The organism is Collinsella sp. AF08-23 (assembly GCF_003479805.1).
GTDB lineage: Bacteria > Actinomycetota > Coriobacteriia > Coriobacteriales > Coriobacteriaceae > Collinsella.
Genome location: NZ_QUHV01000004.1, coordinates 110,520 through 133,007, shown reverse-complemented (window position 1 = coordinate 133,007; position 22,488 = coordinate 110,520). Strand labels below are relative to the sequence as shown.

Genomic DNA, 22,488 nt, shown 5'->3' with positions numbered 1-22,488 from the left:
TATATCACATCAGTTTTAGGAAAACAAGTATCTAAAAGAAATTTTTCTTCCCCTTATATGTAACAATCATACCGGCTTCCTAACGTTCAGAATGGTTTCTACTGTCTGCTGCGGTGTTTGGTTGGAATTGTCCAGCCAAAAGCCGATCCGTGGTGTTGTCTGCATTTTACTAAATACAAATTCAATGTATACAGAAAGAAATATATAAGGAGTGGGAGGGATTCCGCCGTAGTCGGCATTGTAGGAAAATCCAAAAGTTTAGATTTTCTCAAAATGCTTATCTTTTGGTCTTTGGTTCGGAATAGTGTAGTGCTGGCGGTCTATCTATTGTTTTCGGTTGCTTGCTTCTTTACCGTACATGAGCATTTAAGCACGGGTGATATTGTGCTTGATTTTTTCTCAGGCTCAGCATCGACCGCCCATGCCATGTTCCTGCAGGAGCTCGGAAAAGATGATCGCTATCAGTTTATCCTTGTCCAGCTTCCAGAGCCTTGTGACCCGAAACGCGACGCCTACAAGGACGGGTATGAGACTCTCTGCGACATAGGCGAAGGACGCATTCGCCGCGCAGGCGACAAAATCAAAACCGAGCTCGAGGAATCCAACCGTCAACTCAAGCTTGGCGAGGGACCCAAGCAGCTTCCCGACATCGGCTTCCGTGTGTTCGAGCTCGATGAGTCCGGCATTGAGAAGCCCGAGCCCGGTCAGCTCCTCTTCGACGTGGTCAAGCCCGATCGCTCCGATATGGATATCGTCTTCGAGATGATGCTCAAATGGGGCCTCGAGCTCACGCTGCCCGTCGAGAAGTCTGAAGCCGCGGGCTATCCCATCTGGTCCGTCGCTTGCGACGAGCTCGTCTGCTGCATGTCCCGAGGCCTCACCATTGAGGCGCTCGAGGCCATCGCCGACATGGAGCCCAGGCGCGTTCTCATCCTCGATTCCGTCCTCGACGACACCCTCAAGCTCAACGCCGTGCAGATCTTCAAGCACGCCGGCGAGCGCATGGGCTGTGAGATCGAATTGAGGACGGTCTAGCATGGCGGCGCTCGAGTTCAAGTTCTCATCCGACCAGCAGCACCAGCTGGAGGCCATCGAAGCAACCTGCGACCTGTTCCGCGGACAACAATTTATTGGCAGCGTATTCTCCGCCGATTCCGGCCGCAAAGGCCAGACGGCAATCGGCGAGCTCATGGTCGGCCACGGCAACGAGCTTCGCGTGGCGCCGGGCCAGCTCCTCGACAACCTGCACGCCGTGCAGGAGGAGGGCTGCCTCCCGGCAACCGACGTCCTCACCGATGGGCGCCTGCGAGACTTCACCGTCGAGATGGAGACCGGCACCGGCAAGACCTACGTCTACATCCGCTCCATCTACGAGCTAAACCGCCGCTACGGCATCACCAAGTTCGTTATCGTCGTGCCGAGCGTGGCCATCCGCGAGGGCGTCCTCAAGAGCCTCCAGACCACCCGCAGGCACTTCGAGACGCTCTACGACCGCACGCCGCTCGACTACTTCGTGTACGACTCGAAGGACATGGGGCCGGTGGGTAACTTCGCCACGTCGAGCTCCATCCAGGTCATGGTCATCAACATCGACGCGTTCAACAAGGGCCTCGAGAAGGATGGCACCGCGAAGGAGGGCAACCTCTTCCACCGTCCCAGCGAGAAGCTCACCGGCGGCTTCAGCCCTCGCGAGCTCGTGAGCGCCTGCAAGCCCGTCGTCATCATCGACGAGCCCCAGAGCGTCGACAACACCAAGCAGGCCAAGGCCGCCATCAAGAGCCTGAACCCGCTGTTCGTGCTGCGCTACTCGGCCACGCACAAGCAGGCCTACAACATGATCTACCGCCTCACGCCGGTCGACGCCTTCGAGCGCCACCTGGTGAAGGGCATCTGCGTGGACTCGATCAAGGCCGAGGCGAACCTCAACGGCGCGTACGTGAGGCTCGAGTCCGTCAAGTCCGACCCGTTCTCCGCCAAGGTGTCCATCGACGTGCGCCAGGCCGACGGCACGCAGAAGCGCAAGGCCGTCACGGTGAAGACCGGCAACGACCTCTACCAGAAGAGCGGCGAGAACAGCGACTACGAGAGCGGCTGGGTGGTCAACAACATCGGCGCCGCAGTGGGCGACGAGTTCATAGAGTTCCAGAACGGCGAGGTGCTCGAGCTCGGCGAGGCGCTGGGCGACGTCAACGAGGAGGTCGTCAAGCGCGCGCAGATCCGCCGCACCATCGAGGACCACCTGGCCCGCCAGTTCGAGCTGTGGCCGCGCGGCGTGAAGGTGCTCTCGCTCTTCTTCATCGACCGCGTCGACCGATACCGCGTCTACGAGCCCGAAGTCCACGGCGGCCTGTACGCCCTGATGTCTGAGGAGGAGTACGCAGGTGCCCTGAACTCGAAGGCGCCTCGTCGCATCGCAAAGGCGGCGGGGATCGGCAAGGGCACGTGGCTCGAGTGCTACGAAGCCGTCGGCGCCCCGCTGGTGCGCGACCCCCACGCCGTGCACCAGGGATACTTCGCCAAGGACAAGAAGGGCAAGTCCAAGGACTCCAAGGGAGCCGCCGGCACCGCCGACGACGCCGGGGCCTTCGAGCTCATCATGCAGAAGAAGGAGACGCTCATCTCCTTCCCGGACGGCAAGGACGCGGACAAGGACGTCTCTTTCGTCTTCAGCCACTCCGCGCTCAAGGAGGGCTGGGACAACCCCAACGTGTTCCAGATCTGCACGCTCGTCGAGACAAAGGACAACCTGACCAAGCGCCAGAAGATCGGCCGCGGTCTGCGCCTGTGCGTGAACCAGGATGGCGAGCGCCTGTACGACCCAGAGGCGAACGTGCTCACCGTCATCGCGAACGAGAGCTACGACGACTTCGCCAACGGCCTGCAGAAGGAGCTTGAGGCTGAGGACTTCAAGTTCGGCGTCATCACTCCGGAGAGCTTCACGAAGGTCACGGTCAAGGGCGATGATGGCGTCGAGGAGCGCCTGGGCTACGAGAAGTCCAAGCAGGTCTACGACCACCTCGTCGCGACCGGCATGGTCGACGACAAGGGCGCGGTGACGCCCGAGCTGAAGGCGGCCGCCGAGGAGGGCAAGGTCGAGCTCCCCGCCGAGCTCGAGCCTGCCAAGGAGCAGGTCGAGGCGATCATCATCCACAAGTCCCAGAGGGTCCAGATCCGTGACAAGGCCAAGGAGGTCTCGGTCGAGCTGCAGAAGGACGTCACGCTCGACCCTGCGTTCCAGGCCCTGTGGGACCGCATCCGCCAGCGCACGCGCTTCCAGGTCGAGGTCGACTCCGGCAAGCTCATCGAACATGCCATCGAAGCTGTCGACGGCATGCTCGCCGTGCGCCCGCCCCAGGTGACGAGCGAGCGTGCCTCGCTGGGCATCGACGACGCGGGCGTGAGCGCCGAGGGCACGGGCACCTCCGTGGTGTCCGTTTCGGGAAAGGTGAAATACGACCTTCCCGACCCGATCGCAGAGCTGCAGGACGCCGTCGGGCTCACCCGCGGCACCATCAAGGCGATCCTCGAGGGCTGCAGCCGCCTCGACGAGTTCGAGATCGACCCCGCGACCTTCCTCGCGCAGGTCGGCGACAAGATCAACCGCGTGAAGAACGACCTCATCGCCCAGGGCATCAAGTACGTGCGCCTTCCCGAGGACGAGTGGTACACCATGCGCGACCTCGAGCTTGACGACTACACGGCCTACCTTGGGCAGAACGCGTGGAAGCCGGACATGACGAGCAAGAGCCTGTACAACTACGTGGTCTACGACTCGGCGGGGGTCGAGCGCTCCTTTGCCGAGGCTCTAGACAAGCAGGAGGAGGTTCTCGTGTTCGCGAAATTGCCCTCGGCGTTCAAGATCGACACGCCGCTCGGCAGTTACAACCCCGACTGGGCGTACGTCGAGGAGGCCGACGGCGAGCGCCGCGTGTACTTCGTGACCGAGACCAAGGGCGGCAAGAACGGCGAGCCCGCCCTGCGCGACGCGGAGAAGATCAAGATCGGCTGCGCCAAGAAGCACTTCGAGGCGCTGGACCTCGGAAACGACTTCCGCTACAACGTTCGCACAACGTACCAATACGAGGCAGTGAAAGCGTAGACGCGCTTAAGGGGGTGCCGGAACCGATGAACCTTTACGGTGAAGTTGTGGACATCAACCGCGAATACGGCCACATCGAGGTCGTCCTTGGCGTGGATAAGTGCGGCCACCCCAAGCACCGTACGTTCCTGTTTCCCAGCGCCTTTGGCCGGGGGCTGCTCACGCTGTAGGGCAAACTGGTGCAATTGGGGTACGTCCCCAATTGCACCATTTCCTCGGAGGCCTTCTGCGCCGCATTCGCCCGCGAGGTTGAGATGATCTCGATCGTTCGGACAAAATTTATTCCACGGCATGGCTCTACGTTTCCCGTCGCCCATCTTGCGACCAGCTCAATTCGGTACGCAGTAGGTCCCGAATTGGAGTGAAGTTAGTGATGCTTGCATCGAGAATCTTTTATGCTCAATCCTATTTCTCTCCAATTTTATGTTTATCGTAATATAATCATCGATATTCAAGTTTGATTGGAGGGACATGAATCTCAAACCAGTTTCGCTTGTACTGAAGGCCGTCGATGCGGGGATGATCATCGCCTGCGCGGCGCTCGCGTGGATCGCAAGCCCTCTCGGCAGCATCATGGTCTTGCAAGCCCCGGCGGCGCTCGTCGCCGCCAAAGCCCTCAGCGATGCGCGCTTTCCCATAACGATCGCCTCCGCATGTGGCCTCATTTTCCTCATATGCGCAGGTTCCTACATTTGGCGCGTGTTCACGCTCGTCGGCGATAATGGGGGATTCGAACGCAGGGCAGCCGGACTCCTCTCACGGGCGACGCTCTGGTACGGAGCCGCCGCGACCGCGTGGCTCGCATGCGCCCTCCTGTGGATTCCACTTGCCGCCGCGGCTCCCTACTCGCTCATCGTTGCCCTGTCGCTCCTCATGGGAAGCCTTTGCCTGAGTGCCATCGCATTCGCGCTCGTCCACCTCACCATGCGTGCGACCGAGCTCAAAGACGACGCAGATCTGACGGTGTAGCCATGGGAATTCGGATTAACCTCGACGTGGAGCTCGCGAGGCACAAGATGAAGCTCGGCGAACTGTCCGAGCGCGTGGGTATCAGCACCACCAATCTCTCCATCCTCAAGACCGGTAAGGCCCGGGCCATCCGTTTCAGCACGCTCGAAGCCATATGTCGGGAGCTCAACTGCCAGCCAGGTGACATTCTGGAATACGTGCCGGAGCATGACGGGGATTTCCATTCCCGTGGCGCCGATGCGCGCTGATCTCGCGGCGCTCGTCGCAGGCGGGGCGGCTCTTGCGCTGCACACCTCCGTGCCGAGCACCCTCGATGCGCCCCTCCTCATTGGACCGGTCGCAATCGCGTCATGCAGAAGCCTCGCCATATTCCTGGTGGCGCTCACATGCCCCACGCTGGTGCTCGCCTCGCGTTTGTATCGGAAGCACCGGCGAGACGACGCCGAATCGACATCCCGGGATCGGCGCCCGGGTCGCTTCACGCAACACACGGGTCATTTCGTACGGAGCCTCGACCACTCCGCGCGGTGCATGGACCGCTTCATACGCCCCCGAGATCGTTTCGCACGAGACGCGAGCCGTGCCGCACGTTGCCCCGGCCATCTCATGCGACACCTGAGTCGCATCATGCTCACATGCGCCCTATGCGCATCCGTCTGGACGATATTCGCCGAAGGGCTTCTGCTATCTCTGAAAATTACCCACGTCCTCAATCCGCCAAGCCCGGCAGGCGACCGCGTTGTCGCCGTCCATTACAACTTTTTGCTCTATGGGGAAACGACCGCATACGTCGTGCCGGGCGGGGTGGGATTCGGTGAATACTACGCGGCATTCGGGTGCGATGACGGCGTCGACCCCGTCGCGCGAGATGACTACGCGCTGGCATGGCACGGAAACCAACCCGAGCTGCTGGTCACCGGCACTGCTGCCGATCCCGTGTGGCGCATAGACTAACCGGGTTTCGTCATCAGCTTCCGCCCTTGGCCGGGATTGCCTATGGGCAGCATAGGCAATGTCAATCCGTAGGTCCGGCGCGCGGCGTTGTGCGGCTCTTACAGGTCCGGCACGTGGCGGGGTCCGGCTCCTGCGGGCGCGGCACGCGTCGAGGTCGGTGCCTGCTGACGCCACGTACCGCCGCGAACAAAAAAACGCCCCCGCAGGCAAAGCAACCTGCGGGGGCGCTGTGGGAGCATCGTACTCCGGATTACCCCGTGTTCTGCAGGCCGGCGGAGACGCCGGTCACGGTCTCCAGCACGAGGCTCATGTACTCGGCCTTGGCTTCCTCGGACAGCTCGTCCTGGTTGGCGCGGACCTCACGCAGCGCACGGACCTGCGCCAACGAAAGGGCATCCACAAACGGGTTGCGCACACGCACCGCCTGGCCGAGCACGCGGCGGTGCTCCAGCGGCCACGCGTCGCCCACAATGCGCAGCACCCACGAGCGCGTGAGCATCATCTCATCAAACACCTTCGCGGCAAGATCATCGCGGTCGCCCAGCGCCAGGTACATCTTAGCGATGCGGTTGTCGGTCTTGGCGATCGACATCTCGATGTTGTCGATGAACGTGCTGAACAGCGGCCACTCGCGGTATGCGCGCTGCAGCAACTCCAGATCGCCCAGCTCCTCGCACGCGGTACCCAGGCCGTACCACGCGGCCAGGTTGATGCGTGCCTGGCTCCACGAGAACACCCACGGGATGGTACGCAGGTCGTCAAGCGACTTGGCGCCCAGGCCACGCTTGGCCGGACGGCTGCCGATGGGCAGCAGGCCGACCTCGGTAAGCGGGGTGACGGTCGAGAACCACGGGGTGAAATCCTCGGCGTTAAGCAGGTCGAGGTAGCGCTTGTGGCTCGCACGGTTGAGCACAGAGGCCATGTCGGCATACCGCTCGGTGGTCTCGGTGTTGGTGCGCTCCACAGAGGGCGCAGAGTTAAGCAGGGTCGCCGCCGCGACGCTCTCCACATGGCGCTGTGCCAGCGTGGAATTGCCATAGCGCGCGAAGATGACCTCGCCCTGCTCCGTGACCTTGAAGAAGCAGTTCACCGAGCCGGCGGGCTGGGCCAGCACCGCGCGGTTGGCAGGACCACCGCCACGGCCCACGGCACCACCGCGGCCGTGCATGAGCACGAGGTCGATGTCGTTTTTCTCCGCCCACGCGGCGATGCGCTCCTGTGCGGAGTGCAGGGCGAGCGTGGCGGTGGTGGGGCCGGCGTCCTTGGAGGAATCGGAGTATCCAAGCATGACCTCCATGCGGCGACCGGTCTGCGCCAGGCGCGCCTGAACGGCGGGGAGCTTGAGCATCTCCTCGAGCACGTCCACGCAGCCCTCGAGATCCTCCAGCTGCTCGAACAGCGGGATCACGTCGAGCATCGGCACGTCCTCGGCATGCGCGAAGGCGAGCTGCGCGAGCTCGTAGACGTCGGCCACATGCTGGGCGCTCTTGGTGAACGAGATGATGTAGCGGCGCGCCATCTTGGTGCCATAGCGTTTCTGGATGGAGCCGATGGCGCGGAACGTGTCGAGCACCTCGCGCGTCATGGGGGCGAGCTCGCCGTGGATGCCGTGCTCGCGAATGTCGGCGAGCGCACGGGTGTGCACCACGGAGTGCTGACGGAATTCCATTTCCACCATGTGGAAGCCGAAGGTCTCGGTCTGCCAGATGAGGGTCTGGACCGGTCCGTATGCGGCGCGAACGGCGCCGGCCTCGGCGAGCGAACGCTGGACCACACGCAGGTCGGCGAGGAAATCGTCGCAGGTGCGGTACATCGTGTCGGCATTGCGGGCCACGGTGGCGTCCAGGCGCGCTGCCATCACGAGCATCACGGCACGATGGGGCTCGGAGTTGGAGATCTCGCTGGCACGCTCGGTAAGGACCTCGCTCATCTCCACCTGATGGCTCCACAGGTTGAGCAGCTCATCGGACGGCTTGGTGTATGCGGCCTCGAGCGTGAGGTTGCGGCCCACGCGGCGGCACTTGTCGGCGAGCTTGGCGATCATGTGCGTGGCGTACTTCGCGGCAACCTGACGGCTCACCTTGGCGGTGACGTTGGGGTTGCCGTCACGATCGGAGCCGATCCAGCTGCCAGGGTGGAAGAACGCCGGGCACACGGGCGGAACCGTGCCGGCATACTCGCCCAAAACCCAGTCGTCAAAACGGCGGTACACCACGGGGATGGTATCGAACAGCGTGCTGTCGAAGATGTCGATGATGGTGTCGGCTTCCTCGACGGGCGTGGGCTTCTTGAGGGCAATGGGGCTCGTGCGCACGAGCGCATCGATCTCCTGGAGCATGTGGCGCTCGTTCTCAACGAGGTCGGAGCCGCCCAGGCGCCCACGTTCCTCGAGCAGGCCGGCGATGCGGCGGATCTTACCCTCAACGGCCTTGCGGCGCGCCTCGGTAGGATGCGCGGTGAAAACCGGATGGAACTCCAGGCGAGAGAGCAGCTCGGTTGCTTTGGCTCCGCCCACCTCATCGGTGAGCTGATGGAACGCCACGGTGAGGGCGTTCGCCGGGTCGACGGCGTCCTCGGTGGAGACGCTGCGCTCACGCTCGCGCAGGATACCCACGCGATAGCTCTCCTCGGAGAGGTTCGCCAGGTGGAAAAACGCCGTGAAGGCGCGTACGATGACCTGAGCTTGGTCGATGGGCAGTGCGTCGATGAGGGAGACGGCGTCGCGGAAGGCGCGGGCGGAGGACGTCTCCCCCGCGGGCATGCCCTGCTCGTCAACATCCTCGCCATCGGCCTCGGCACCGGGATCGCCGGCGTTCGCGCGAATGACGCTCACCATGAGCTCATCGAATACATCGAGCACTTGAGCGTCGTACTCGCGCAGGATGCGGCGCTCGAGGCGCAGGAACAGCGCCAGGTTGTCGCGGAGCTCGGCGGGGATGTCGATGTCGGACAGAACCTCGACCGCCGCCTCAAGGTCGGTCAGGTCGATACGACGGGTGCCCGACATGACATCAGCGATCATGTCGCCGGTGAGCGCTTCGCTCAGGCGCTGGCCAGCTTGCGTATTCTCTGCCACACTACCTCCTTCATTGCTTAGCACGAGGCGCATAAACCTCGCAGACTGCATTATTATAGGCAGGCTCTCCCGTATCTACCACATACTTTAGTGAAGTGGAGTACATCTCCTACGTTTCAACAAATTATCGGTAGACGGCTCGCGCACTTCGGCGGGCGGCATGAGCTTCTCGGCGGGCAGCGCAGCCGCCCCAAACGGAAAGGGCGGCGGGACACTTGTTCCCACCGCCCTGGGTTTCCATCGTCGAATGCGCTACAGAGCTGCAATGATTTCAGCGGCCCCAACGCGATCGATTAAACGTTCCTCATGCGTTGCCATGTTGCGCAGCTTGACCTTGCCCGCGGCGAGCTCGTCGCCGCCGATGATCACGATGTGGGACGCGCCCAACTTATCCGCCAGCTTGAACTGGGCCTTAAGCGACTTGCCCTGGTAGTCGCACTCGGTGCGGACGCCACGGGCGCGTAGATCGAGTGCCAACGCGAACACCTCGTCGCGAAGGTCGGCACCGGCATTCGCCACGAAGACGCAGCCCTCATCGTCGCATGCCATCTCCTTGCCGAACGCCTCAAGGGCGAGCATGGCGCGCTCAAAGCCCACGGCGAATCCGACACCCGGCGTGGGCTTACCGCCCTCAAGCTCGACCAACCCATCGTAACGGCCACCGCCGCCGATGGAGCCCACGCCCGCACCCGGCGCCTCGACCTCAAAAACCGTGCGGGTGTAGTAGTCCAGGCCGCGCACGAGGGTCGGATCCTCAACATACTCGATGCCCGCCGCGTCGAGATGGCGCTTGACCTGCTCGTAATGCTCGCGGCAATCGTCGCACAGGTTGTCGCCCATAAGCGGGGCACCCTTCATGACCTCGCGACAGTGCTCGTTTTTGCAGTCGAAGGCGCGCAGCGGGTTGATCTCGGCGCGCTCGCGGCACTCATCGCACATCTCGTCGGCATGGTCGAGGATGAACTGGCGCACGGTCTCGCGATACGCGGGACGACACGCCGGGTCGCCCATGGAGTTGATGAGCAGGCGGAGCTTGGAGAGGTCGAAGCCCAGGCGCTCGTAAAAGCGCATGAGCATGATGATGCACTCGGCATCGGCGGCGGCGTCGGGAGCGCCCAGCCACTCAATGCCCACCTGGTGGAACTGACGCAGGCGGCCCTTCTGCGGGCGCTCGCCGCGGAACATCGCCTCCGCGTACCACGCCTTGAACGGAGCGGAGCCCTGGGGAACCAGGTTGTTCTCCACCACGGCGCGCACCACGCCGGCCGTGCCCTCGGGACGAAGCGCCAGGCGCTGCTTGGCCTTGAGCTTGGCGTCGGTACCCTCGGTGAGGACGCGCTCGAAATTCGCGCCGGAGAAAACGCGGAACATCTCCTTGCGCACCACGTCGGTGGATTGGCCGATGCCGTGGACGAATACGTCGAGCTGCTCGATCGCCGGAGTCTCGATGGGCTCGAACCCAAACGGGCCGAACACCTCCGCCGCGACTTCCTGCATCTTGAGCCAAGAGCGCATCTCGCGCCCGATGAGGTCCTTGGTGCCTTCGGCCTTCTGTGCCTGCATATGGTGTCTCCTTCGCGTGCGCCCACGAGCGCCGATGCGCTCCCGGGTGGTGCCGGAATTGGTGAATTCAATCAAGACAGTATACCTGCAAACAAAAGGAACCGCCCGTAAAGAGCGGCTCCGAAATACCATAGGCGGACGAGCGAGGCGGACGTCCCCGCCCATCGTAACGGTACCCCACCATGCAACGAACCTTGGCGAAGCCAAGCGGAAGCGCGTACCATTGAGGCATACTCGATCGTCCGCAGGCCCCTGACTGTCAGGGCATATTCAAAATGGAGCCGACCATGCACCAATTCCGCAACGACTATTCCGAGGGCGCTTGCCCCGAGGTCCTCGAGGCGCTCATTCAAACCAATGCCGAGCAAACGCCCGGTTACGGCACCGACGAACATTGCGAGCGAGCCGCCGCGCTGCTGCGCGAGGTTTGCGGACAGCCGGACGCCTACGTGCGCTTTATCCCCGGCGGCACCGCGGCGAATGCCGTCTGCATCTCCGCGTTCACCGACGACTTCGAGGGACCGATTCTCGCCGCCGACGCGCATCCCACCGCGCACGAGACCGGTGCCATCGAGGCCTGCGGACGCCGCATCCTCGCCACAGCCGACGCCTTCGGCGTGCTCACCCCCGCTGAGGTCGAGCGCGTGTACCACGCGTCCATCGCCGGCGGCTGCCATACCACGCGCCCCGCGATGCTCTACTTCTCCAACACCAGCGAGCTCGGGCACGTCTACACGCGCGCCGAGTTCGATTCGCTGTGCGATGTCGCCGAGAAGCTCGACCTCGCCGTGTACGTGGACGGTGCCCGCATGGCGAGCGCGCTGACCGCCGCGGACGGCGACCTCACGCTCGAGCACCTCGATTCGCGCGCCGATGCCTTCACGCTCGGCGGCACCAAAGCGGGTATGCTGTTCGGCGAAGCCCTCGTGGTGAGCCCGCGCACCGCACGTGGGCGGCGCGCAATCGAGCGCATCCCCTACCTCACCAAACGCAGCGGGCACATGACCGCCAAGGGCCGCCTCATGGGCATCCAGTATGAGGCAGTGTTTGACCCCGAGCTCCGCGACGCCGAGGGGCTTCTCCCCTACTTTACCCACGCCAAACGCTCAAACGAATGCGCCGTCATGCTCGCCAATGGCCTCGAGGCCGCCGGTTACGAGCCATATGTGCGTACAACCGGCAACCAGCAGTTCTTCTGGTTCGATTCCGATACGGCCGTCCGCATCGTCGAAGCCAGCGGTGCCGAAGTCACGCCCGCCAAGGACCCCACGGGGCGCGACCGAGTCGTCCTGCGCTTTGTGACGAGCTGGGCCTGCCAGCCCGAGCACGTCGAGGAGCTTTTGGGGTTCATCTCCGCCCTCTAGCGCACCGATGGGCCACGGACCGGAACCATACACCGCTCATAGAAAAGCGCCCTGTGACGGGCGCCTTTCCTTTTATCGTTTGGGAAACCATTTCCGCAAGAAGCTGAAGTGCGTCTCGGACAGCACAATCGACAGGAAGATCAGCGCGAATCCGAAGATCAACTTGCCGGTGAGGACCTCGCCCGCCATGAGGACGGAGAAGAGCACACCCGAGGGGCTCTCGAGCGAAAGAAGTAGCGAGCCGGTCGCCGGCGGCACGTGCGAAAGCGCCTGATTCTGCAGGAGCAGGCCGATAGTGGTGCACACTACGGCGAGAAACACAAGCTGACCGATGATCTCGGGCGTCCACTGCTCGGCAGGAACGCGCGGCTCGACCGCGATGGTCGCGATAAGCGAGAACGTGCCCACGAATAGGAACATCCACGAGGTGAGGACGCTCACGTCGCGCGTGCGGCCGATGTGGCCCACCACCGCCATGTCCACAGCGAAAAAGACTGCACCCACCAACGTCATGAGGTCGCCTATCTGGATGCTGAAGTTGTCGAGTGCAACAAAGCCCACGCCCACTAGGCACAATAGCGCCGAACCGATATGCCACTTGGTGACGCGCTCGCGGAACAGCACAAGCGCGATGAAGGGCACCAGGATGCAGTACGTGCCGGTGAGGAAGGCGTTCTTGCCGGGTGTCGTGTCCACCAAGCCGAGGGTCTGCGCGGCATACGCCGACCAGATGACGCAGCCCATGAGCACGCCGAACCCCAGGTACTCGCGGTTGAAGTGCGCCTTAATACGCTTATGGAAGACAACGAACATGATGGCAGCCGACAGAAGGAAGCGGCACGCAAGCAGCATGAACGTAGGCACGGTGTCGAGCACCGTCTTCATGGTGAGAAACGAATAACCCCAAACCAAGGCCATGGCGACGAGCATGAACTTCCAGAACAGCGGTGACCGTGCGCCGGCGCCACGAAGTTTGCCGGGCGCTCGGTCCTCTGACGGTACGGGAACGGGATCCTTGCTCGCAAAGGGATCACCGAGCTCAGTGCCGGTGGTGGCTTTGCGGCCCCCGGCCAGCACAGACTTTGCGGCAACCTTGGTCTGCCCGGCCTCTTCGGCGGCATTTGCCTGTCCGACCTCGGTCCTGCCCAGTTCCTCCTTGATCATGGCCTTCAATTAAGCCCACGCCTCGCTTTCCCCCTCGTATCGCACACCGGACCTGCAGGCGCAGGAATACTTCCGGGTGCCCCCTTTGCATGCACGTTTCATGGCGCGTACGTCCCCTATGGTGCAGACGGTATTGATGTCATCCGCACACTCGCGATCGTCGCTGGCCATTCAGGCTTCCTCGCGCACCCGAGCGTGGTGTCCGCGCCACCCGGGCGCCGCTCGGCATCACTTGTTCATCGTGTCGGCCCCCCGACGCGAAAACCTTACCATAGGGCCAACATGCAGCCAACGCACCACGCTAAAGCGCATGCTCAGCAAAAGCAAAATGTCGCATGGCGTGCGCGCCGTGCTTGCAATGCCTCAGCCTCAAGCAAATACCCGGCCGGCCTTTGGCAATCCGAAGTACACTGGGCGCATCAACTACAACAGGCACCCCGGGCACACCAGGCGCACCGGGCGCACTGGTGCGCTAGACACGCTGCTGCGCTTCAACCTGCAGAAACGGTGTCACGGGCGGCTGGTCGGGGCGGTGCTCCCCCAACATCTTCTCCATCCAGACCATGCTGTACCATCGACCGCCCTTATAGCCGCACCGCTCGAACTCGCCCACCAAACGGTATCCCAAATGGGCGTGGAACTGCTCGCTGTTGCGGGTGAGGGTCTCGTCGTCTGCACCGCATGGGACCGCAATGCACGCGTACATGTTCAGGATGCCCTGCACCTTGAGGGCTCGCGCCAATGCGTCGTGCAACGCACGGCCAATACCGCGCCCTGAGTAGCCCTGCGCCACGTAAATGGAGGTCTCGACCGCCCAGTCGTACGCGGGCCTTCCTTTGAACGTGCTTGCGTAGGCATACCCCACCGGACGACCGTCCAGCTCCGCTACCAGATAGGGAAAGAACGCGAGGGTCGCGCGCATGCGCTCGGCGAACTCCTCCGCAGTCGGCGGCTCGTACTCAAACGTGATGGCCGTCTCCAGCACATAGGGCGCGTATATCGCCGCAAGCGCCGGAGCGTCCGCCTCGGTGGCCAATCGAATGACAAGCTGATCGCTCATGGTGTCTCCCATCTTTAAGCAGTCAACCCCTTCTCGAAGGGCTGCGTCAACACTGGACAGCGTCGAACAGCATCATAATGACATGCGCCCATCTCGCCCGAGGCTTAATGATCATTTTGCAAAAACCGAGTTTGCGCACTCCTACATCGAGCGCAGATGAGCTCACACAATCGCCCCGGGCAAGGCTCCTCGAACTCGCCATCTCACTATGGCATAATCGCTTACCACCAGCTCCGAATTATCGACTCAAGGTTTTCCGAATGTTTCGTTATTGATGTTCCGAATTATCCGTTCGTGATTTTCCGAATCTTGAAACGAATATCACGGGCTCGGGAGCTGCTTGCCCATCGGCATTCTCTTCGCGCGCAGGCCTCTTGTTGTGCGGGGTCACGCTTCCACACCAAAGAACTCTCGGGTCGCGGCGATGAATTGACGAGGTGCGGCGCAATCCCCTCATCGAGGTCGTCTCGCCCGCGCAGATGGCCATGGTCAACTTCCGGTACAGCCCCGAGGGCATGGATGAGACCGCGAGGGACGCCCTCAACGCGCGCATCTGCGCCCCGCACCCGGAGGCGACCGAGCACGACATGTGGGAGACGGTGCGCCGCCTCACCGCGATCTGCCGCGAGGAGATCGAGGCGGGCGGCACGTCGAGTTAGCTCAGCGCCTGGCGCAGGAGCTCGTTGAAGAGCTTGGGGTTGCCCGTGCCGCGACTGGCCTTCATGCACTGGCCCACCAAAAAGCCGATGACCTTCTGGTTGCCGTCGCGGTACTGCTGCGCCTGGTCGGAGCAGGCGGCGAGGACCTCGTCCACGATCGGCTGGAGCGCCGACGTGTCGCTCACCTGGCGCATGCCGCGCTCGTCCACGATCTTGGCCGGGTCGTCGCCGCTTTCGGCCATCGCCTCGAAGACCTCGTGAGCTTGGTTGCTCGAGATCGCGTCCTCGGCGAGCAGCTTCGCCAGGGACGCCACCTGCGCGGGCGCGATACCGCTGGCGGCGAGCGCCACACCGACGCCCTTGAGGTAGGCAGCCAGCTCGTTCACGACGAGGTTGGCGACCGTCTGCGCCGCCTTGCCGGAAAGACCCGCCGCTGCCGCCTCGAAGAATTCGGCCGTCTCCGGGTCGCCCGCCAGCTGTTCGGCGTCGGCGCGCTTGATGCCAAAGTCCGCCTCGAAGCGATCGCGCTTGGCGTCGGGCAGCTCGGGCAGCTCGGCGCGGCAATGCTCGATGAACTCGTCAGAAAGGTCGAACGGCGCCAGATCCGGGTCGGGGAACAGGCGGTAGTCGTCGGCCGTCTCCTTCACGCGCATCACCACGGTGCGCTTGCGACTGGGCTCCCAGTGGCGCGTCTCCTGGTAGATGGTGCCGCCCTCTTCCAAGACCTCAGCTTGGCGGCAGATCTCGTATGCAAGGCCGTCGTGCAGCGCCTTGAAGGAGTTGAGGTTCTTGAGCTCGGTCTTGGTGCCCAGGCCCGTCTCGCCGCGACGGCGGATGGAGACGTTGCCGTCGCAGCGCATGGAGCCCTTCTCCATCGAGCAATCGGAAATGCCGATGGTGAGGAAGATGCGGCGGAGCTTCTCCATGAACAGGCGTGCCTCTTCGGGAGTGCGCAGGTCGGGCTCGGTCACGAGCTCGATGAGGGGCGTACCGCAGCGGTTGTAGTCGATGAGGCTCTCTGCCGCGCCGCCAATGCGACCCTCCTCGCCGCCCACATGGACCATCTTGGCGGCGTCCTCCTCCATGTGGATGCGCAGGATGCGGATGGGCACGGTATAGGAGCCGTCCTCATGGCGCTCAGCCACCGCGAGATCGGCCGTGTCGTAGGCGGCCATGCCGGCGAGCGCGCCCCCCGCCCGCTCGGGAAGCCCCTCGGCCATCTGGCGCGACAGCCCCTCGGCGTTCGCGCTGGCACTCGCCAGGCTCGCGGCCTCTCCATCGCCGAACGCACACAAGGGGCGCTCCGCGGCCCCGCGACCCGTCACCTCGAGATTCAGCTTGCCGTGCATGCAAAACGCGACCGGGCCCTGCGTGGTCTGGAAGTTCTTGGCCATGTCGGGATAGAAATAGTGCTTGCGATAGAACATCGAGTGCTTTTGGATCTCGCAGTTGGTGGCGAGACCCGCCTTGACGATGCTCTCGATGGCCCGGCGGTTGGGCACCGGCAAAGCACCCGGCATGCCCAGACACACCGGGCATACGTTGGTGTTGGGCGCGTCGTCGTGGCTGAGCTTGCAGCCGCAGAACATTTTGGTGTCGAGCGCGGTCAGCTCGGTATGGATCTCCAGACCGATGACGGCCTCCCAGTCCTTAAGGACCTCGGTTAGCTCCCTCATGCGAGCTCGCCTCCCTTCCCGGCGAAATCAGGTGCCACAACGCACCCCGGCACACCGGCGGCCTGTGCGTGGCCGCGCTCCACGGCGCGCGCGAACGTGAGCAGACGGCGGTCGTCGAATGCGCGACCCACCAACTGCACGGCAACCGGCAAGCCTGAATCCGCGCCCACACCGCACGGCACGGTGATGCCGCCGTTGCCCGCGATGTTGATGGAGATGGTGAACATGTCCGAGAGGTACATCTGCGTGGGGTCCGACAGCTCGCCGAACTTGAACGCCGTGGTGGGGCTCGCCGGCATGAGGATCACGTCCACCTGCTCGTAGGCGCGCGCGTAGTCCTCGGTGATGAGCGAGCGGGCCTTTTGCGCCGCGTAGTAATACTTGTCATACACGCCGGACGACAGCAAATAGGCACCGAGCATCTGACGGCGCTTGGCCTCCGCGCCAAAACCATGGGCACGGCTCTTGGAGCTCTGCTCGGCCAAATTGGTGCAACCGGCCTCCTGATAACCGTAACGAACGCCGTCAAAACGAGCGAGGTTGGAGAACGCCTCGGCGGGACCGATCACGTAATACGCGGCGATGGCGGCATCGAGGTGTGGCAGGTCGACCTCGACCAGCTTGGCACCTTGGGCCTCGAGCGTACGCAAAGCGCCCTCAACGGCGGCCTTGACCTCGGGGGCCAGCCCTTCTGCTTCCATGAACGCCGGGATAACGCCCACGCGCAGGCCGGCGATGTCGTCATCGATGTGCGCGGCGAACCCGCCCTCGGCCTCCTGGCTCGTACCGTCGAACGGGTCGCGCCCGCCCGCCGTGAGCGCGTCGAGCGCGAGCGCGACGTCCTCGACCGTACGGCCGAACGGACCCACCTGGTCGAGCGAGGATCCAAAGGCCACCACGCCGTAACGCGACACCACGCCGTACGTGGGCTTCATGCCAACCACGCCGCACAGGGCGGCGGGCTGGCGAATCGATCCGCCGGTATCGGAGCCCAAGGCGAGCGCTGTCATGCCCGCAGCGACCGCAGCGGCAGAACCACCGGAGGATCCGCCGGGGACGCGCTCGAGGTCCCACGGGTTATTCGTGCGATGGAAGGCGGAGGACTCCGTTGAGGAACCGAACGCGAACTCATCCATATTCGCCTTGCCCACAGGCAGGCAACCCGCATCGAGCATGCGGCGCACGCACGTCGCGGTGTACGGGGACTCGTAATTCTCGAGCATGCGCGACGCGCAGGTGGTGCGCGTGCCTGCCAGATTCATGTTGTCTTTGATTGCCAGCGGCACGCCGGCGAGCGGCGGCAGAGACTCGCCGGCCGCACGCAGGGCATCGACACGAGCGGCCGCCTCGAGGGCGAGCTCGGGAGTCACCTGCAAAAAGGCCTGGACATCGGCCTCACGCGTTTCGATTGCGGAGAGGGCGGCGCGAGCGACTTCCGTTGCCGTGAACTTGCCTGCGGCGACACCGGCGGCAATCTGAGCGGCGGTGAGTGTATCGAGCGAAATACCCATTATCGATCGCCCCCGCCCAAAATCGAGGGAACGCGGAACTGCCCATCGCGCGCGGCGCCGGCGTTCGCCAGGGCGTCCTCGGTCGCAAGTGCGCGATCCGCGTCCACGGCGTCGGAACGCATCACGTTCGACAAATCGCCGATGGGATGGAACGTAGGCTCCACATCCTCGGCGGCGTATTGGAGAATCGGCTCGAGCATCTCGACCGCGTCGTTGAGGTACGCGGTCATCTCCGTGAGCTCCGACTCATCGAGCGCGATGGTCGCGTATTCCGCGATCCCGCGCACGTCATCCTCAGTGAGTGCCATGTGGCGCCCCTTTCGATGGTGAACATGCAATTGTTCCATTATAGACACGGCGGGGCACTCCACCTTTATGGAGTGCCCCATATACACGAGATTGAAACGGCGTTCGCCGCATGCGCCGCGTGAGCTAGAACGTGAACACCTCGCGGAGCGCGGCGGCGCAAGCCTCCTCGTCTGGCCCCTCAACACGCACCGCAAGCTCGTCACCACGGCGGGCGCACAACCCCATCAGCCCCATGAGGTCGCGCGCAGAGGTCGACGCGCCCCGACATGTCACGGTCACGGAGCTCTCCCATGGGTGAACGGCGGACGCCACAAGCGCCACAGGCCGGGCATGCAACCCCTCGGCATCGGAGATGACGTGCGAAAACTCGATCATGGCACCTGCTCTCTTCCATGCCGGCGGCCGGGCGGACGACGGAGCGAACAACAAAAGCGCCGGGCGGCATGCTCACCACCCGGCGCCCTCTTTCATGTGGCGACGCAAGCACCTCACGGACATGCGCCTCGTGCGGCAACTTACTTGCGAACGACCTTGACCACGGCGGCACCGGCGGCGACGGACGCCTCGGGCTCGACGGTCATCTCGACTGCCTCGAACTCGGCACTGTTGGAAACGGCGAGCACCACACAGTCCTTGTAGCCAGCCTCGGCGATGACGGCACGGTCCATCTTGAGCACGGGCTGGCCGGCAACGACCTGGTCGCCCTGGCCAACGTAGCCGGTAAAGCCCTTGCCCTGCAGGTTGACGGTGTCGACACCCACGTGCACGAGGACCTCGATGCCGGAATCGGACATGATGCCAACGGCGTGACCCATGGTGACGGTGACCTTGCCGGAAACCGGGGCGTAGACGATATCGCCCTCAGGCCACACGGCGCAGCCCTTGCCGAGAACCTCACCGGAGAACACCGGGTCGGGCACATCGACCATCTTGATGGCCTTGCCGGAAACCGGCGCGCAAAGCACGTCGGCACCTGCCTGGGCGTCAATGGCGGCGGGAGCTGCCGGAGCAGCGGGGGCTTCCTTCTTCTTGAATATGTCGAACAGGCCCATGAGATTCTCCTTGTTGTTCCGTGCGTGCGCTCGACAGCGCTCATGCAATGTAACTTATTTTACGCCAAATCCTCGCCGTTGCTGGCGATGACCTTCTTGTACCAATGGAACGAGTCCTTGCGGCTGCGCGCAAGCGTGCCGTTGCCGTCATTGTCCTTGTCGACGTAAATGAAGCCGTAGCGCTTCTTCATCTCACCGGTCGAGGCGGACACAAGGTCAATGCAGCCCCACATGGTGTAACCCATGAGATCGACGCCGTCCGCGATGGCCTCGTCCATCTGCTCGATGTGGCGGCGCAGGTAGTCGATGCGATACGGGTCGTGAATGGAGCCGTCCGCCTCGACCTCGTCCACGGCTCCCAGCCCGTTCTCCACGATCATAAGAGGAATCTGGTAGCGGTCGTAGACCTCCTCCAGGTAATACTTGAGGCCCTCGGGGTCGATCGCCCAGCCCCAGTCGCTCTTCTCGAGGTACGGGTTGCCGGCGCCGCCGAAGATATTGCCGCCCTCGCTTGCCTTGGGGTCGGCGGAGGCGGTGGCGCTCATGTAATAACTGAAGGAGTAGAAGTCCACGGTGCCCGCCTTGAGCGTGGCGGCGTCCTCATCGCTTACCTCAATCTTCACGCCCTCGCGCTTCCACAGGGACGGCGCCCACGAGGGGTACGCGCCGCGCACCTGGACGTCGCCGCAGTAAAAGTTGTGCTCGCGCTGCTCGCGCTGGGCCTTCAGGACATCTGCGGGGTTGCAGGTGCGCGGATAGGTGGCGTTGCCGGCGATCATGCAGCCCACCTTGTTCTCAGGGTCGATCTCATGCGCCATGACCACGCACTTCGCGCTCGCCAGGAACTGGTTGTGCAGGGCGTCGAAACGCGCCTGCGGGTCGTCCCAGTCGCATGCGCCGAAGGTCATGGGCACGTCCTCGAGCCCCTCGGGCACCATGCCGCCGCCCATCACGCCGCCAAATCCGCCCATGAGCAGGCAGTTGATCTCGTTGAAGGTGAGCCAGTACTTCACCAGGCCGCGGTACTCGGTCATGACGGTGCGGGCGTAATTGAGGTAGAACTCGATGAGCGCGGGGTTCTTCCACCCGCCATAATTCTTGGAAAGGCCGTAGGGCAGCTCGTAGTGCGACAGCGTCACCATGGGCTCGATGCCCTGCTCGCGGCAGGCCTCGAATACCCGACGGTAAAACTCCACACCCGCCTGATTGGGCTCCGCCTCATCGCCCATGGGGAAGATGCGGCTCCAGTTGATGGACATGCGGTAGCACTTGAAGCCCATTTCGCCGAAGAGCTTGATGTCATCGAGGTAGTGATGGTACATGTCAACGGCCTCGTGGCTGGGGTAATGACGCCCGGGCAGGATGCCGTCGGTGATGTGGCGCGGCTCGCTCACCGTACCGCCGGTCATGATGTCCGGCACGCCGAGGCCCTTGCCGCCCTCGTTGTAACCGCCCTCGCACTGGTTGGCGGCGGTAGCGCCACCCCAGAGGAAGCCTTTCGGGAAGTTCGCCATGATGATCTCCTTTCGCATGGGCCCGGCGCGCCCGGGATGAGCCGAACGCGCCGGGCTGTTATTCGCCATTCGCTATACGGTACGTGCAGACGCACAGCCGGGAGCGGACGCCTACTTGGCGGCCTCCGGCTTATAGGTCGCGTACTCGATCACGAAGCCCACGGCGGCACCGGCGAGGGAGGCGACGATCGCCCAGACCATGTGCATGATGCCCACGGTGCTCGCAGGGTCGGTCGGGAGGAAGGACAGCCAGTTGAAGACACCCAGACCACCGGAGATGTACACCATGGCACCCGTGAGGCCGATGATGAGACCGCCCACGGCGGAGCCGATGCTCGCAACCACGAAGGCCTTCTTGTCGGGAAGGGCGACGCCGTAGATGGCGGGCTCGGTCACGCCGAAGAAGAAGGAGTGGGCGATCACGGCACCAAGAATGTAGTCATAACCCAGCGTGGTGAGGTTCACGAGCGCGATGGGCACGAGGCTCCAGTGGAATCCGAAGATCACGAGACACATCCAGAACGCGCCGACGATGGTGCAGCCGAGCACGGAGCCGATAACGGGCAGGCCAAACAGGGCGGAGAAGATCAGGGACAGAAGGTTGGTGATCAGCGTGGCGATGGGGCCGATGACCAAATAGCCGAGCACAATCGAGGCGGTCATGGTGACGAGGGGCGTGAAGAACATCTTGACGGACGCGGGCATCCACTTCTTGCACCAGTGCTCCACGGTGGAGCCGAACCAGATCATGAGGATGATCGGAATAACCGAACTCGTATAACCGGAGGCGGGCATGATGATAGGGATGCCCAGGAACGTGGCGTACCAAGAGAAGGTTCCAGCGAAGCCGAGATCGATGCTGCCCACGACCTCGCCGCCGGTAAGGGCGACCATCGTGGGATACACGAGCGCAAGGCCGATTGCCATGCCCGTGAACTCGTTCATCCTGAACTTCTTGGAGGCGGTGTACGCCAAAATGACCGGCAGGAAATAGAACATGCCGTCGGCGATGGTGTACAGAATGGTGTAAGCGCCATCGTTGGCGAACTCAGGGACGAACTGAGTGATGGCGGCAAGGATGCCCTTCATGATACCGGCGGCCGCGAAGGTGCCGAGCATGGGGGCGAAGATACCCGAGATGAGGTCAATGGCCTTGGCGGCAATTCCCTTGGGTGCGTCGTCCTCGGCGTCGATCTCCCCGCCCGCGACAAGACCGCCCACAGCGACGACGGCATCGTATACGTCCTCAACCTTATTGCCCACCACGACCTGGTACTGGCCGTTGGCCTGCATGACCTTGATTACGCCCTCGAGCTTCTCGATGGCCTCGGTGTTAGCCTTGCCCTCGTCCTTGAGCTTGAAGCGCACGCGGGTGATGCAATGCGCGACGCTGTTGACGTTCTCCTTGCCGCCCACATTCTCAAGAATGGCGCGCGCGAGGTCGTCGTACTTTCCTGCCATGTCTCAGTCCTTTCTCTCCAAAGAATCTGATCAAACCTATTTGTCCATCGCCTGGCC

19 protein-coding genes are annotated in these 22,488 nt (G+C 63.3%); 8 read left to right on the top strand and 11 right to left on the bottom strand.

Going from position 1 to position 22,488, the window contains the following annotated elements; translation table 11 throughout:
* The first annotated feature begins 384 nt into the window (after positions 1-384).
* From DWV48_RS03690 to DWV48_RS09160, 6 genes are all read left to right on the top strand, one after another.
* Positions 385-1,035: a hypothetical protein gene (locus DWV48_RS03690; RefSeq protein ID WP_199408098.1), complete on the top strand. Its 651-nt coding sequence runs from the start codon at positions 385-387 to the stop codon at positions 1,033-1,035.
* A gap of 1 nt (position 1,036) precedes the next feature.
* Positions 1,037-4,099 (top strand): DEAD/DEAH box helicase family protein, encoded by a 3,063-nt coding sequence (locus tag DWV48_RS03685; protein WP_118653504.1) that lies wholly within the window; start codon positions 1,037-1,039, stop codon positions 4,097-4,099.
* A gap of 26 nt (positions 4,100-4,125) precedes the next feature.
* Complete coding sequence (locus DWV48_RS09165; RefSeq protein WP_158574812.1) at positions 4,126-4,269, top strand: hypothetical protein; 144 nt, start codon at positions 4,126-4,128, stop codon at positions 4,267-4,269.
* A gap of 301 nt (positions 4,270-4,570) precedes the next feature.
* Positions 4,571-5,068, top strand: coding sequence for a DUF2975 domain-containing protein (locus DWV48_RS03680; protein ID WP_118653503.1), 498 nt, complete (start codon positions 4,571-4,573; stop codon positions 5,066-5,068).
* A gap of 2 nt (positions 5,069-5,070) precedes the next feature.
* Positions 5,071-5,316, top strand: a complete 246-nt coding sequence (locus DWV48_RS03675) for a helix-turn-helix transcriptional regulator (protein ID WP_118653502.1) — start codon at positions 5,071-5,073, stop codon at positions 5,314-5,316.
* Between the two features lie 556 nt (positions 5,317-5,872).
* The gene (locus tag DWV48_RS09160) at positions 5,873-6,022 is read left to right on the top strand and encodes a hypothetical protein (protein WP_158574811.1); all 150 of its coding nucleotides are present in this window, start codon (positions 5,873-5,875) and stop codon (positions 6,020-6,022) included.
* Positions 6,023-6,272: 250 nt separating this feature from the next.
* On the opposite strand, the gene DWV48_RS03665 is transcribed toward DWV48_RS09160, so the two are convergent.
* Together DWV48_RS03665 and hisS are read right to left on the bottom strand one after the other, a co-directional pair.
* Positions 6,273-9,044, bottom strand: a complete 2,772-nt coding sequence (locus DWV48_RS03665; RefSeq protein ID WP_369834775.1) for a phosphoenolpyruvate carboxylase — start codon at positions 9,042-9,044, stop codon at positions 6,273-6,275.
* A gap of 306 nt (positions 9,045-9,350) precedes the next feature.
* Entirely contained in the window at positions 9,351-10,661 is a 1,311-nt protein-coding gene (gene hisS / locus DWV48_RS03660) for a histidine--tRNA ligase (protein WP_118653499.1), read from the bottom strand.
* Positions 10,662-10,948: 287 nt separating this feature from the next.
* Between hisS and DWV48_RS03655 the strand changes: the two genes are divergently transcribed.
* The gene (locus tag DWV48_RS03655) at positions 10,949-12,025 is read left to right on the top strand and encodes a low specificity L-threonine aldolase (protein WP_118653498.1); all 1,077 of its coding nucleotides are present in this window, start codon (positions 10,949-10,951) and stop codon (positions 12,023-12,025) included.
* A gap of 72 nt (positions 12,026-12,097) precedes the next feature.
* Here DWV48_RS03655 and DWV48_RS03650 read toward each other — a convergent pair whose 3' ends face one another.
* Together DWV48_RS03650 and DWV48_RS03645 are read right to left on the bottom strand one after the other, a co-directional pair.
* The gene (locus DWV48_RS03650) at positions 12,098-13,189 is read right to left on the bottom strand and encodes a DMT family transporter (RefSeq protein WP_118653497.1); all 1,092 of its coding nucleotides are present in this window, start codon (positions 13,187-13,189) and stop codon (positions 12,098-12,100) included.
* 472 nt (positions 13,190-13,661) lie between these two features.
* Positions 13,662-14,249, bottom strand: coding sequence for a GNAT family N-acetyltransferase (locus tag DWV48_RS03645; RefSeq protein WP_233546111.1), 588 nt, complete (start codon positions 14,247-14,249; stop codon positions 13,662-13,664).
* Positions 14,250-14,686: 437 nt separating this feature from the next.
* Here DWV48_RS03645 and DWV48_RS03640 point away from each other — a divergent pair, with 437 nt between their 5' ends.
* Positions 14,687-14,908 carry a hypothetical protein gene (locus tag DWV48_RS03640; RefSeq protein ID WP_118653495.1) on the top strand — a complete coding sequence of 74 codons (222 nt, stop codon included), beginning with the start codon at positions 14,687-14,689 and terminating at the stop codon, positions 14,906-14,908.
* Here DWV48_RS03640 and gatB read toward each other — a convergent pair.
* The 7 genes from gatB to DWV48_RS03605 form a co-directional block, all read right to left on the bottom strand.
* A complete protein-coding gene (gene gatB / locus DWV48_RS03635; protein ID WP_118653494.1) occupies positions 14,905-16,584 on the bottom strand; it encodes an Asp-tRNA(Asn)/Glu-tRNA(Gln) amidotransferase subunit GatB in 1,680 nt (559 codons plus the stop codon). The genes DWV48_RS03640 and gatB overlap by 4 nt on opposite strands.
* Positions 16,581-18,095, bottom strand: a complete 1,515-nt coding sequence (gene gatA, locus DWV48_RS03630) for an Asp-tRNA(Asn)/Glu-tRNA(Gln) amidotransferase subunit GatA (RefSeq protein ID WP_118653493.1) — start codon at positions 18,093-18,095, stop codon at positions 16,581-16,583. Before gatA ends, gatB begins: the two co-directional genes overlap by 4 nt.
* Positions 18,095-18,403, bottom strand: coding sequence for an Asp-tRNA(Asn)/Glu-tRNA(Gln) amidotransferase subunit GatC (gene gatC, locus DWV48_RS03625; RefSeq protein WP_118653492.1), 309 nt, complete (start codon positions 18,401-18,403; stop codon positions 18,095-18,097). The genes gatA and gatC overlap by 1 nt, the downstream gene beginning before the upstream one ends.
* A 124-nt stretch (positions 18,404-18,527) precedes the next feature.
* The gene (locus DWV48_RS03620) at positions 18,528-18,779 is read right to left on the bottom strand and encodes an HPr family phosphocarrier protein (RefSeq protein WP_118653491.1); all 252 of its coding nucleotides are present in this window, start codon (positions 18,777-18,779) and stop codon (positions 18,528-18,530) included.
* 140 nt (positions 18,780-18,919) lie between these two features.
* Positions 18,920-19,456: a PTS glucose transporter subunit IIA gene (locus tag DWV48_RS03615; RefSeq protein ID WP_118653490.1), complete on the bottom strand. Its 537-nt coding sequence runs from the start codon at positions 19,454-19,456 to the stop codon at positions 18,920-18,922.
* 59 nt (positions 19,457-19,515) lie between these two features.
* Entirely contained in the window at positions 19,516-20,970 is a 1,455-nt protein-coding gene (locus DWV48_RS03610) for a glycoside hydrolase family 1 protein (protein WP_118653489.1), read from the bottom strand.
* Between the two features lie 111 nt (positions 20,971-21,081).
* Entirely contained in the window at positions 21,082-22,431 is a 1,350-nt protein-coding gene (locus tag DWV48_RS03605; RefSeq protein WP_118653488.1) for a PTS transporter subunit EIIC, read from the bottom strand.
* Positions 22,432-22,488 lie beyond the last annotated feature (57 nt).